The organism is Amycolatopsis orientalis DSM 43388 (genome assembly GCF_000411975.1).
GTDB lineage: Bacteria > Actinomycetota > Actinomycetes > Mycobacteriales > Pseudonocardiaceae > Amycolatopsis > Amycolatopsis orientalis_D.
Genome location: NZ_ASXG01000196.1, coordinates 141,174 through 152,439, shown reverse-complemented (window position 1 = coordinate 152,439; position 11,266 = coordinate 141,174). Strand labels below are relative to the sequence as shown.

The window sequence follows — 11,266 nt, the reverse complement described above, 5'->3', positions numbered from 1 at the left end:
GCCTCAGATTTGGGCGAAGCCGCCGTCCACCGCCAGTTCGGATCCGTTGACATAGCTGGACGCATCGGAGGCGAGGAAGACAGCCGCCGCGGCGATTTCCTCGGGTTCGGCCAGCCGTCCGAGCGGAACCGACGCTCCGGCGGCGGCGAATTCGCTGGGCGACAGCAGGTCTCGCAGGCCTTGCGTGCGGGTGCCGCCGGGCGAGAGCAGGTTGATCCGGTACTGCCGGGCCGCGGCGTCGTGGGCGAACCCGCGGACCAGGTTGCGGATCGCGGCCTTGGTCGCGCCGTACACGGGAAGGTAGGGCTGGGGGCGCGAAACCGCCGTCGACCCGGTGAGGATGATCGACGCCCCGGGCGCAAGCAGCGGCAGCGCCTTCTGCACGGTGAACAGCGTGCCTTTGACGTTGGTGGTGAACATGGCGTCGAACTGTTCCTCGGTGATTTCGCCCAGCGGGGCGGCGATCCCGATCCCCGCGTTGGCGACCAGGACGTCGATCCGGCCCGCCTGCTCGGCGACGGCCGCGTAGAGCCCGTCGAGGTCGTCGAGCCGGCCGACGTCGCACCGGATCCCGGTGACCCGCGGTCCGAGTTCAGCCTCGACCTCGTCGAGCCGCTCCTGGCGACGGCCGGCGGCGAAAACCCGCGCCCCCTCGTCGCGATAGGCCCGCGCGATCGCCAGCCCGATCCCCGCGTTCGCCCCGGTCACGACCGCGACCTTGCCCTCCAGCACCGTCATGGCAGCTCCTTGCCCCGATTATTGACCATTCAGTCCATAACCTTCCGCATATGGACCGGGCGGTCAATAACCGGGCCGGCATTGTGCCGCACCCCACTGCGGCAACGGATGCTCAGGACGCGGGCAGCAGGCTGTCGAGAAGGGCCTCCGCCGTCGCCAGCACCACGGCCGGATCCTGCCCGATCCGCCCGAACACGATCAGCCCGAGCTGACCGGCCAGCACCGCGCGAGCGGTAGCATCCGGGTCGAGACGGCGCGCGACGTCGCCCTCGCTCTGCGCTCGCCGCACCGCGTCGGCCAGCACCGCAGCGGTCGAGCCGTAACTGCGCCGCGCCTCTTCGGACACCTCGTCGGCGCTCAGCTCCATCGCAGCCTTGGCAAGCAGACAGCCCCGGCGAGCCTGCACGCCGCCGGGATCGCGCACGAACCCGGTCACGAAACCCCGGATCACGTCGATGCCGCGCTCGGCTTGCTCGAGCTGGCCGCGCAGCATGTGCTCATTGGCCTCGTCGTACCTGCGCAGCACGCGCAAGAACAAGCTCTTTTTGTCGCCGAACGCTCCGTACAGGCTCCCTTTGCCGAGCCCGCTGGCCGCCAGGAGGTCTTCGAGCGAGGTGCCCGCGTAACCGTTCTCCCAGAACGCGGCCTGCACAGCCGAAAGCACACGCTCTTCATCAAACTGTCGGGGCCGCGGCACGGGGGCGATGTTACCTGTAGTGGACCGGTCGGTCCAGCATGGTGGGAGTGCCCGTTCCAGGGCGGCCGGACAGCCGGTCGACTCGGGAACCAGCGACGGGTGCGACGCCGCGGGACCGGGGCCAGCACCACCAGCAGCATCCCCGCGGCGATCGATACCGACTGACCGACGGGCGGCGACTGTCCGATCGAAGTCCACTATGGACACCGCTTTCGTCACGCGTGCCGCCGAGGCACTACGCCCTCAGCGGACGCCCCGCGCGGTATTGCGAACACGCATCGAAAAGAAGGCCGGAAGACAAGTCGACCACATCGTGGTCAACCCGCGCGACAGCGCGGTCACCACCGGGGGATTGAGCGAACAACTGAAAACTTGGCCCATTCAAGGCCTCAAAGAAGCAATCGCCGGTACCGTTGTCCGCCTGTTCCCTTGACCACGAACGAGGTCGCATGTCACTCGACTACAGCCTGGACCTGACGACCGGCCTGGCCCCGGAAGAGGTCGCCGAAGAGATAGTCAAGACCGGACGGCCGCTGGGGATCCTCGAAGAATCCGTCACCGCTCAACAGCTGCTCGCGTGGAGCACAACGACCCGCCAAACCTGGCTGCAGGTCAGCCCAGCCCGCCCGCAACCGTGGCACCCGCCGATATCCGAACTGGGCGCCATCACCCCCACCGTCCAACTACTGTTTGAACTGAACAAAAACGACCAAATCGCCGAACAACAGAACGACCTGATCCTCCTCACCGCCGCACTGCTGCAACGCATCCGCGGCGACGCCGTCTTCAGCAACCTCGACGTGGTCTGGCTCGTCCGCAAGAACGGCACGCTCGACATCCACGAAGACAACGACTTCTGGACCCCCGAACGCATCGCCCTGCTCCCCCGGCCCTACACGCGCCACAGCCACCGATACGAATGAACGCGACGGGGCGACGCACACGTGGTACGTCGATGCCGCCGGGCGCACCGCGTTCGGGAGACCGTGCCCCGTTTTGATCGAGCGCAATACAACGTGAGGGGAAGGTCCTGAACCGCCGCGACGAAGCCAAAGCCGGAAGAAAGAGCCGCGAACAGAACATCGAATCACATCGTGCGGACCCGGGACTCGAAGGGGCCGAATTCCGGGGCAAGCAGATCAGGTAATGCGGCATCGTGCAGTTCCGCACAGAAGCGACTGGTCGGCGCGCAGGTCCTGGCCGTCGTCAACGGCAGACAGGTCCACGGTTCAGCCCGCCAGCTCGATCAAGTGGGCGTCGGCCAACGAGGATCCCTTGGGTGGAGGGTGAAAATGAGCGCTTCCGAAGTGAACAACCGCGACGCAGCCGACTACGCCACGCTGATCCGGCGGTTTGCCGACCGCACCATCGACGCTGCCCAGTTCGAGCAGCAATATCTCGACCTGATGAAGAAGGACGAAACTCCGCACCCCGACGACGTCTTCGCCGTCCTTGACAAGCTGTTTTCCGAAGTCGACGAGTACTTCGTGTCACCGGAAGCTTCACCGGCCGAGCGCCGAGACCGGGCCGAAGCCTTGCGCCAGCGCGCTGCCGACGCGCTGGCGAGCCTGCAGCGGCTCGGGACACTCGGATGACCAATGCACGCTGCGGCCGTGGAGTCCCTTTCCGCCGACGGTAAGCCACAGCCAAAGCGACGGACTGACTTCTGCGGGAAACTACGTCGTTCACGTGGCCAGGTGCAGTCGTGTGGCTGCTGTGGATCAGTCTTGGACAGGCAAATTGTTCGCCCGCCGAGAGGCCGTCAGATCGACGGCTGTTTTCGTCGGCGACCAGCCTGCCCGAAGTGGCTGACAGACGCACCACCATCCAGCACCACATCAAAAGCGTTGCAGGCGAAGTAGCGCAGCGCACCTTCGTCGGCCTCCCCCGCAAAGAACTCCATAGCCGCGCGGTCACGGCAGCTCGAGCGGGACCGCGACACCGGGTCCCGGCGCCGCTCAGCCAGTCAAGTCCCCTTCCCTCTCGTTCTTCCCCGCGTAGAAGGCCAGTTTCTCCTCGTCCACCTCCACCCCCAGCCCCGGCCCGGACGGGACCCTCAGCCGGCCGTTCGACAGGTGCAGCGGGGCCACGATGTCGTCCGCGTGCAGGTAGTACATGCTGTCGATCGCGCGGGAAAGCACCGGAGTGCTCGCGACTACCGCCAGGTGTGCGGCGGTCGCGATGCCGAGTTCGCCGCCGCTGTGGAGGTTCATGCCCAGGCCGAACGTTTCGCAGTGCGCGGCGAGCGCTTTGGTGGCCGCGATGCCGCCCCATTTGTAGACGTCGCCGTGGATCACGTCCACCGCGCCGAGGCGAACCGCCGGGGCGAACTCTTCGAAGCGGACTACGCACATGTTGGTGCACAACGGAATCCGCACCTTCGCGCGGACCTGGCTCATTCCTTCGATGCCGACGCACGGGTCTTCGAGGTATTCCAGGTCCAGTTCCTCCAGTGCGAGCCCGGCGCGGATCGAGTCGGGTACTGACCACGCGGCGTTGGGGTCGACGCGAAGCTCGACGTCCGGGAGTGCGCTGCGCAGGGCACGCAGGATCTCGACGTCCCCGCGCACGTCTCGGGTGCCTTTCAGCTTCACCGCCGGGAAACCGCCTTCGGCCACCACTTTCGCCGTGTGCTCGGCCAGGCCCTGCGCCAGTTCCGCGCCTTTCGCGCCGGGTGCGTCGGCGCGGGTGATCAGCGCGGTGATGGGCACCTCGGTGCGCACCGGGCCGCCGAGAAGGTCGGTCACCGACTGGCCGGTCGCGCGGCCGATGAGGTCCCAGCAGGCCACGTCCAGCGCGGCGAGTGCGGCATAGCCGAGGTAGCCGTGGAAGAACGGGACCATGTGGTGCCGGCGGTGGAAGGCTTCGAGCGCGAACGGGCTGGTCCCGATCATCTCCGCGCCCAGTTTCCGCGTCAGCTCGGCGACCGGGCGGCCCCACATCGTCTCGCCCCAGCCCTCGGCGCCGGTGTCGGTGCGCAGCCGCACCACGGTGCGGGTCTCGCCGGTCTTCGTCTCGAACGAGCTGGTGAACGGGTTGGTCAGCGGCAGGTTGACGACCCGCACGTCGACGTCGGTGATCTTCATTGCGCCCCTTCGGTGGATGCGTGGCTGTCGCGGGTGCTGCGGTCGAACGCCCGGATCGCCTCGGCGAGCGCGGCGCTGCGCCCGGCGAGCAGTTCCGCGCCGTGCGCGGCGGTGGCCGCGGCGGCGTCGTCGGTGGTCCCGCCGGCGCGGGCCCATTCGCCGTGCCGCTCGACGGTCAGCCCGGGATACGGCGAGTCGTAGAACAGCGGCGGCGGGTCCACGACCGGCCTCGGCTCCGGCGCGCGCACCAGGTCCGGGTGCGCCGCGAGCATCAGCGAGGTCTCGAACATCCCCGCGTGGCCCGGCACCTGGCCGTCGCCGACCGAAAAGTACGAGCACGCGGCGAGCGCGACGTCCGCGCGCAGCGCGTACTGCTTGACCGCCAGCCGCATGATCTCGTCGTTGCCGCCGTGGCCGTTGACGATCAGCACGCGCCGGTATCCGCTGGTGGCGAGCGAGTCGAGCACGTCGTCCAGCACCGCCTGCAGCGTCGACGCGCGCAGCGACACCGCGGCCGCGAACAGGTGGTGCGGGCTGTGGCCGAACGGCAGCGCGGGCAGCCGCACCACCTCCGGGTCGCCGCCGAGCCGGGCCAGCGCGGCGTCGGCGACCGCTTCGGCGAGCATCGTGTCGGTGCCCATCGGCAGGTGCCCGGCGTGCTGTTCCTGCGAGCCGATCGGCAGCAACGCGATCGCGGACCGCCCGGCGGCGCGCGCCTCCCGCCAGGTCATTCGCGTCAGTTCGGACATGTGGCCTCCCTTCCCGGCGCGGCGCGTGGCATCGTGACCGCATGAATTCCGGCGAACGCCCGGCCCTGCGGCTGGTTCCCGCGCCGGTCGCGGCGCCGTCCGCGGCCGGGCCGGTGCTCGGCGCCGTCGAACTGCTCCCCGGCCGCATCCGCGCCGCGCTGCTGGATCTGGCCGGCGCGGTGCGGTGGCGGGCCGAAGCGACCTACGCGCGCACCGCCGCCCCGGCGGGCATCGCGGCCGCGCTCGCCGAAGTGGCTCGATTCCCCACCGCGCCAGCCGCGATCGGCGTCGCCTCCGCCGGACTGGTCGACGCCGCGGCGGGGACGATCATCGAGGTGCACGAGGTGCCGGCGCTGCACGGCTACCCGATCGCCGAGGTGCTCGGCGGCCTGACCGGCGTCCCGGTCCACGTCGAGCACCGCGCCCGCCTGCAGGTTCTCGGCGATCGCTGGTTCGGCCCGGGCCAGGGCCGCAGCACGTTCGCGTCGGTCTCGACCGGCGAAGTGCTCGGCGTCGGCCTGCTGTTCGACGGCGAGGTCCTCGCCCCGCCCGGCGGCCGCAGCGGCGCGCACATGACCGTCGCCGCGAGCGGCCTCGAATGCACCTGCGGGGCGCGCGGCTGCTGGAAAACCGTCGCGACGACGCCGTGGCTGCGCGGCGAAGCTCACCGGCGGGGCCTCGCCGCCCAGAGCGTGCGCGAACTCGCCGGCGACCCGCTCCTGGACGAGTACGCGGGCAACATCGCGCTCGGACTGGTGAACATCCAGCAGCTTTTCGCCCCGGGTCTGTTCGTCCTGCACGGCGAAGCGGCCGAGGGCGGCGACCCTTTCCGCGCCCGCATCGAGCAGCGGCTGCGCGAGGACTCGTCGTGGGCCACCGGCGCCGAACCGCCGCGAGTGGTCGTCAACGAGAGCCCGGCCGACGACGTCGCCCTGCTCGGCGGTGCCGGTCTGGTCCTGTCGAAGCTCTGAGTTCACGAAGCCACCCGCCGGCGGGCTCGCGGGTCCGGGTTCGGCACCGCGTCCAGCAGGGTCCGCGTGTACTCGTGCTCCGGTGCTCGGAACAACCGGTCCGCCGGAGCCAGCTCGACCACCTGCCCGGCGCGCATCACCGCCACCCGGTCCGCGATCTGCTGCACCACGGCCAGGTTGTGCGACACGAACAGATACGTCAGCCCGAACCGGCTCTGCAGGTCCGCGAGCAGTTCGAGAACCTGCGCCTGCACCGAGACGTCCAGCGCGCTCGTCGGCTCGTCCAGCACCACCAGCCGCGGCCGCACCGCCAGCGCCCGCGCGACCGAGATCCGCTGACGCTGCCCGCCGGAGAACTCGTGCGGATAGCGGTCCTGCATCTGCGGCGAAAGCCCGACCGCGGCGAGCAGTTCGCCGACGCGCTCCCGCAGCTTCGCCCGGCCGCGCCGGCCGCGCATCCCGCGTTCGTGCGTCACCAGCGGTTCGGCCACCACGTCGGTGATCCGCCACCGCGGATTCATGCTGGAGTAGGGATCCTGCAGCACCACCTGCATCTCCCGGCGCACCTTCCGCAGCCGCGCGGCGGGCATCGCGAACAGGTCCGCGCCGGCGAAGCGCACCGAACCGGCGCTCGGTTCCTCCAGCCGCAGCAGCAGCCGGGTCAGCGTCGTCTTCCCGGAGCCCGATTCCCCCACCACGGCAAGGGTTTCCCCGGCACGCATGTCGAGGTCGACGCCGTCCACCGCGGCCAGCGCGCCGTAGTGCTTGCGCAGCCCGCGCATCTCCACGAGATTCGTCATGCCCGCTCCAGTTTCGGCGTCGCGCGCAGCAAGTCGCGCGTGTAGTCCTCCCGCGGCTGCTCGAAAACCGGGACCACGTCGCCGGTTTCCACCACCTGTCCCGACCGCAGCACCACGACCCGGTCGGCGACCTCAGCGACGACGCCGAGATCGTGCGTGATGAGCACGATCGCCATGCCGTGCTTGCGCCGCAGGTCCACCAGCAGGTCGAGAACCCGCGCCTGGACGGTCACGTCCAGCGCCGTCGTCGGTTCGTCCGCGATCAGCACCCGCGGCCGTCCGACGAGCGCCATCGCGATCATCACGCGCTGCCGGAGCCCGCCCGACAGCTGGTGCGGGTACTGGCCGGCGCGTCGCTCGGGGTCGGGAATCCCGGCCTCCCGCAACGCTTCCACCGCCGCCGCGCGCGCTCGCGCCCGCGTCGCGCCCTGATGCCGGCGCAGCACCTCGGCCACCTGCGCGCCGACCCGCTTGACCGGGTTCAGGCTGGTCATCGGGTCCTGGAACACCATCGCCACGTCGTTGCCGCGGATCCGCCGGAGTTCCTTTTCCGGCAGGCGAAGCACGTCCCGTCCGTCGAGGCGCACCTCTCCCCCGGCGTACACGCACGGCGGTTCCGGGTTGAGCCGCAGCACCGACAGCGCCGTCGCGGTCTTGCCGCTTCCCGATTCCCCCACCACCGCGAGGATTTCCCCGGCCTCCACGGCGAAACTCACGCCGTCGACGGCCGCCACGGTCCCGGTCGCGAGGCGGAATTCGATCCGCAGGTCCTCGATCTCCAGCAGAGCGCTCATGAGCGGTACGCCTTCGGGTCCGCGACGTCGCGCAGGACGTCGCCGGTCAGGTTGACCGAGAGCGCGGTGAGCATCAGCGCCAGCCCGGGGAACACCGCGACCCACCACGACGTGCCGAGGTACAGCTGCCCGTCGCTGAGCATCCCGCCCCAGGTCACGGTCTGCTTCGGCACGCCGAGGCCGAGGTAGCTCAGCGACGCCTCGGCCACGATCGCCGCCGCGACGTGCAGCGTGCCGATCGTGGCGAGCGGAGCCAGCACGTTCGGCAGCAGGTGCCGGAGCATGATCGTCCCGCCGCGCACGCCGATCGCCCGCGCCTCGGTGACGAACTCCCTGGTGCGCAAGGAAAGCACCTCGGACCGGATGACCCGGGCGTAGGACACCCAGCCGGTGAAGCCGAGCACGAGCACGACGTGCCACAACCCGGAGCCGAGGAATCCGACGACGGCGAGCGCGAGCAGAATCGACGGGAACGCGAGCTGGATGTCGGCGATCCGCATCAGGATCCGGTCGAACCAGCCGCCGAGATACCCAGCGACCAGCCCGATCGCCGCGCCGACGAGCCCGGCCAGCAGCGCCGCGCACGCGCCCACCAGAAGCGATACGCGGGCGCCGTAGCAGAGCCGGGACAGGATGTCGCGGCCGAGCTGGTCGGTGCCGAGCAGATGCGCGGAGGTGCCGCCCTGGGCCCACGCCGGCGGACGGAGCCGCACCAGAAGGTCTTGCGCGCCCGGGTCGTACGGGGCGATCAGCGGCGCGAAGACCGCGACCAGCACCATCAGCGCCAGGACGGTGATCGCGACGACTCCCAGCTTGTTGCGCAGCACCGCGCGCACCACGCTGGGCCGGGCGGTCGGGACGGCAACGGTCACGGCGGTCATGAGGTCACCCGCACCCTCGGATCGAGCAGCGTGTAGGACAGGTCGACGAGCAGGTTCACGACGACGAACGTGGCCGCGAAGAACAGCACGGCCGCTTGCACGAGCGGGAAATCGCGGTTCTGGATCGCCTCGACGGTCAACCGGCCCAGCCCCGGCCAGGAGAACACCTGCTCGGTGAGGATCGCGCCGCCGAGCAGGGTGCCGACCTCGAGCCCGACCACGGTGACCACCGGCAGCGCGGCGTTGCGCAGGCCGTGCGAGAGCACGACTCCGGCGGTGCCGAGGCCTTTCGCCCGGGCGGTGCGGATGAAGTCCGAACCGAGCACGTCGATCAGCGACGACCGCAGCAGCCGGGCGATCACCGCGACCGAGTACACCGCGAGCGTGACCGCGGGCAGGATCAGGTGCTCCAGCCCGCCGTACCCGGACGCGGGCAGCACCTGCCACTGCACGGCGAACACCAGGATCAGCAGGATGCCGACCCAGAACGCGGGCGTCGACTGTCCGATCAGGACGCCCGTCAGCACGCCGGAATCACCCGCGCGGCCCCGCCGCGTCGCCGCGTAGGTGCCCGCCGGAACGGCGATCGCCAGCGCGACCAGCAGCGCGGCCCCGGCGAGTTCGAGCGTCGCCGGCACGCGGGAGAACAGCACCTCCGAGACCGGCTGGTCGTAGACCAGCGACGTGCCCAGCCGCAGGCGCGGCAGCCCGCCGAGGTAGTCGAGGTACTGCGCGAGCAGCGGCCGGTCCAGGCCGAGGCTCGCCCGCAGGGTCGCCTCCTGGTGCGCGGTCGCGTCCGGCGGCAGGATCAGCTTCACCGGGTCGCCGGAGAGCCGCACGAGGAAAAACGCCGCGGTGGCCACGAAAAACAGCACGACGACGGCGGTCGCCACCTTGGTCGCCACCGCGCGCAGCACTCCGGTCCCGGCCGCGGCCGGACGGGAGACGGGGACGGCCGGGGCGGTCACGACGCCACCTGCGCCCGGGCCATGGCGAGCAGGCCGACAACGCCCGGCTGCCAGCGCGGTCGCGTGTTGACCGCGTAGATGCTGTCGATCTGGTAGAGGAACACGAACGGCGCCTCCTGGTTCAGAAGATGCTGGAGGTCGGTGAACGCGCGCTGCCGGTCGGCGGGCACGAGCGACTGCTCCTCGACGTCCACGAGCCGGTCGGCTTCGGGGTTGCGCCACCGGCTCTGCCTGCGGTCGTGGCGGACGTTGGACTGCACGAGGCTTTCCGCGTCGAGCGTCCAGCCGGTGCTGGCGGCGAGGTAGATCGGGCCGAGCGCGCCGCGGTTGTTCGAGGTCAGCCGGCTGCTGTAGGTGCCGGGGTCGACCAGTTCCACCCGGGCGCGCACCCCGGCGCGGGCGAGCAGGCCGGAGATCGCCTCGGCGGTGTTGGCGTCGGCGGTCTGCGCGGTGAGCGTGGTGTCGAAGCCGTTCGGGAAACCGGCCTCGGCGAGGAGCCGTTTCGCGAGGCCGACGTCGCGGGAGTACGGCCGGATCGACGGGTCGAAGCCGAACGCTTCGCGCGGGAACATCGTCGGCACCTCGCGGGCCTTACCGTCGAGCACCGCTCTGATCAGCAGCGGCACGTCGACGGCGTGGTTGAGCGCCCGGCGCACGCGCACGTCGCGCAACGGGCCCGCGGTGGTGTCGAGCGACAGGTACGACGTGCGGATGCCCGGGTAGTGCCGGATCTCGACGCCGCGGTACCCCTGGATCTGCAGGGCGGCGTCCGGGGTCAGGTTCGCGACGATGTCGACCTGGTCGCTCTGCAGCGACGCCAGCGCCGACGACGGGTCCGGCATCGGCAGGAACACCAGCTCGTCGAACGCCGGTTTCCCGCCCCAGTACGCGGGGTTCGCGCGCATCCGCGTCTGGTGGTCGCGCTGGAACTCGACGAACGTGAACGGCCCGGTGCCGACCGGATGCTTCGCGAAGCCGGCGTTGCCGACCTGCCGGAGGTAGCCCGGGGGCACCACGACCCCGCCGAACAGCGAGACCTTCGCCGGCAGGATCGGGTCCGGTTCGCTGAGGTGCAGGTCGACGGTCAGCTCGTCGACGACCGTCGCTTTCTTGACGTAGCGCAGCTCCACGATCGGCGATTTCGTCGCCGGGTCCAGCAGCCGCTGCACGCTGAAGGCGACCGCGTGCGCGTCGCAGGGCTCCCCGTTGTGGAAGCGCACGCCGGGCCGCAGCCGGAACCGCCAGGTCAGCCGGTCGAGCGAGGACCAGGACAGCGCGAGGCCGGGGGCGAGCTGGTTGTCCGGCCCGCGCGTGGTGAGCGTGTCGAACAGGTTGATCAGGACGTTCATCGAGGTCAGATCGCCCTGTTTCTGCGGGTCCAGGGTCTTCGGGTCGGCGGTCTGGGCGACGCGCAGCACGCGGCCGGGGCTGCCCGTCGCGGTGCCGCACGCGGTGAGCGCGGCGGGCAGGGCGAGGGCCGGCAGCGTCAGCCCGGCCAGCCGGAGCGCCGTGCGGCGGGACAGGCGGGGAGGTGGGGCCACGGGGTCTTCCTTTCCGTGGGGTGACATCTCATTCCGTCAGA

14 protein-coding genes are annotated in these 11,266 nt (G+C 70.6%); 4 read left to right on the top strand and 10 right to left on the bottom strand.

Features of this window, described 5'->3' with window-relative positions:
- Window positions 1-3: 3 nt before the first annotated feature.
- Window positions 4-738 carry an SDR family NAD(P)-dependent oxidoreductase gene (locus tag L942_RS40715; RefSeq protein WP_037370693.1) on the bottom strand — a complete coding sequence of 245 codons (735 nt, stop codon included), beginning with the start codon at window positions 736-738 and terminating at the stop codon, window positions 4-6.
- Between the two features lie 112 nt (window positions 739-850).
- Entirely contained in the window at window positions 851-1,402 is a 552-nt protein-coding gene (locus L942_RS40710; protein ID WP_037370692.1) for a TetR/AcrR family transcriptional regulator, read from the bottom strand.
- Window positions 1,403-1,634: 232 nt separating this feature from the next.
- Between L942_RS40710 and L942_RS44745 the strand changes: the two genes are divergently transcribed.
- From L942_RS44745 to L942_RS40700, 3 genes are all read left to right on the top strand, one after another.
- Window positions 1,635-1,868 carry a hypothetical protein gene (locus L942_RS44745; protein WP_158684613.1) on the top strand — a complete coding sequence of 78 codons (234 nt, stop codon included), beginning with the start codon at window positions 1,635-1,637 and terminating at the stop codon, window positions 1,866-1,868.
- A 16-nt stretch (window positions 1,869-1,884) separates the two neighbouring features.
- Entirely contained in the window at window positions 1,885-2,358 is a 474-nt protein-coding gene (locus L942_RS40705; protein ID WP_037370691.1) for a SitI3 family protein, read from the top strand.
- A 384-nt stretch (window positions 2,359-2,742) separates the two neighbouring features.
- Window positions 2,743-3,030 (top strand): colicin immunity domain-containing protein, encoded by a 288-nt coding sequence (locus L942_RS40700; RefSeq protein ID WP_158684612.1) that lies wholly within the window; start codon window positions 2,743-2,745, stop codon window positions 3,028-3,030.
- A gap of 167 nt (window positions 3,031-3,197) precedes the next feature.
- On the opposite strand, the gene L942_RS44740 is transcribed toward L942_RS40700, so the two are convergent.
- The 3 genes from L942_RS44740 to L942_RS40690 are packed head-to-tail and all read right to left on the bottom strand — an operon-like array spanning window position 3,198 to window position 5,270.
- Window positions 3,198-3,338, bottom strand: coding sequence for a hypothetical protein (locus tag L942_RS44740; RefSeq protein WP_158684611.1), 141 nt, complete (start codon window positions 3,336-3,338; stop codon window positions 3,198-3,200).
- A 55-nt stretch (window positions 3,339-3,393) separates the two neighbouring features.
- Complete coding sequence (locus tag L942_RS40695) at window positions 3,394-4,521, bottom strand: mandelate racemase/muconate lactonizing enzyme family protein (RefSeq protein WP_037370686.1); 1,128 nt, start codon at window positions 4,519-4,521, stop codon at window positions 3,394-3,396.
- Window positions 4,518-5,270: a creatininase family protein gene (locus L942_RS40690; protein ID WP_037370684.1), complete on the bottom strand. Its 753-nt coding sequence runs from the start codon at window positions 5,268-5,270 to the stop codon at window positions 4,518-4,520. The genes L942_RS40695 and L942_RS40690 overlap by 4 nt, the downstream gene beginning before the upstream one ends.
- Window positions 5,271-5,311: 41 nt before the next feature.
- On the opposite strand from L942_RS40690, the gene L942_RS40685 reads away from it, so the two are divergent.
- A complete protein-coding gene (locus tag L942_RS40685) occupies window positions 5,312-6,241 on the top strand; it encodes an ROK family protein (RefSeq protein WP_051166581.1) in 930 nt (309 codons plus the stop codon).
- A 2-nt stretch (window positions 6,242-6,243) separates the two neighbouring features.
- On the opposite strand, the gene L942_RS40680 is transcribed toward L942_RS40685, so the two are convergent.
- The 5 genes from L942_RS40680 to L942_RS40660 are packed head-to-tail and all read right to left on the bottom strand — an operon-like array spanning window position 6,244 to window position 11,225.
- Window positions 6,244-7,041 carry an ATP-binding cassette domain-containing protein gene (locus tag L942_RS40680; protein ID WP_037370682.1) on the bottom strand — a complete coding sequence of 266 codons (798 nt, stop codon included), beginning with the start codon at window positions 7,039-7,041 and terminating at the stop codon, window positions 6,244-6,246.
- Window positions 7,038-7,835, bottom strand: coding sequence for an ATP-binding cassette domain-containing protein (locus tag L942_RS40675; RefSeq protein ID WP_037370896.1), 798 nt, complete (start codon window positions 7,833-7,835; stop codon window positions 7,038-7,040). The genes L942_RS40680 and L942_RS40675 overlap by 4 nt, the downstream gene beginning before the upstream one ends.
- Entirely contained in the window at window positions 7,832-8,716 is an 885-nt protein-coding gene (locus L942_RS40670; RefSeq protein WP_051166580.1) for an ABC transporter permease, read from the bottom strand. Before L942_RS40670 ends, L942_RS40675 begins: the two co-directional genes overlap by 4 nt.
- The gene (locus L942_RS40665) at window positions 8,713-9,684 is read right to left on the bottom strand and encodes an ABC transporter permease (RefSeq protein WP_037370681.1); all 972 of its coding nucleotides are present in this window, start codon (window positions 9,682-9,684) and stop codon (window positions 8,713-8,715) included. Before L942_RS40665 ends, L942_RS40670 begins: the two co-directional genes overlap by 4 nt.
- Complete coding sequence (locus tag L942_RS40660; RefSeq protein ID WP_106965213.1) at window positions 9,681-11,225, bottom strand: ABC transporter substrate-binding protein; 1,545 nt, start codon at window positions 11,223-11,225, stop codon at window positions 9,681-9,683. The genes L942_RS40665 and L942_RS40660 overlap by 4 nt, the downstream gene beginning before the upstream one ends.
- Window positions 11,226-11,266: the final 41 nt, after the last annotated feature.

What these genes read in the sequence shown, in the direction of transcription:
- L942_RS40690 (WP_037370684.1), bottom strand. Translation starts at nt 5,270, where the DNA reads ATGTCCGAACTGACGCGAATGACCTGGCGGGAGGCGCGCGCCGCCGGG.
- L942_RS44740 (WP_158684611.1), bottom strand. Translation starts at nt 3,338, where the DNA reads ATGGAGTTCTTTGCGGGGGAGGCCGACGAAGGTGCGCTGCGCTACTTC.
- L942_RS40705 (WP_037370691.1), top strand. Translation starts at nt 1,885, where the DNA reads ATGTCACTCGACTACAGCCTGGACCTGACGACCGGCCTGGCCCCGGAA.
- L942_RS40715 (WP_037370693.1), bottom strand. Translation starts at nt 738, where the DNA reads ATGACGGTGCTGGAGGGCAAGGTCGCGGTCGTGACCGGGGCGAACGCG.
- L942_RS40680 (WP_037370682.1), bottom strand. Translation starts at nt 7,041, where the DNA reads ATGACGAATCTCGTGGAGATGCGCGGGCTGCGCAAGCACTACGGCGCG.
- L942_RS40675 (WP_037370896.1), bottom strand. Translation starts at nt 7,835, where the DNA reads ATGAGCGCTCTGCTGGAGATCGAGGACCTGCGGATCGAATTCCGCCTC.
- L942_RS40685 (WP_051166581.1), top strand. Translation starts at nt 5,312, where the DNA reads ATGAATTCCGGCGAACGCCCGGCCCTGCGGCTGGTTCCCGCGCCGGTC.
- L942_RS40695 (WP_037370686.1), bottom strand. Translation starts at nt 4,521, where the DNA reads ATGAAGATCACCGACGTCGACGTGCGGGTCGTCAACCTGCCGCTGACC.
- L942_RS44745 (WP_158684613.1), top strand. Translation starts at nt 1,635, where the DNA reads ATGGACACCGCTTTCGTCACGCGTGCCGCCGAGGCACTACGCCCTCAG.
- L942_RS40670 (WP_051166580.1), bottom strand. Translation starts at nt 8,716, where the DNA reads ATGACCGCCGTGACCGTTGCCGTCCCGACCGCCCGGCCCAGCGTGGTG.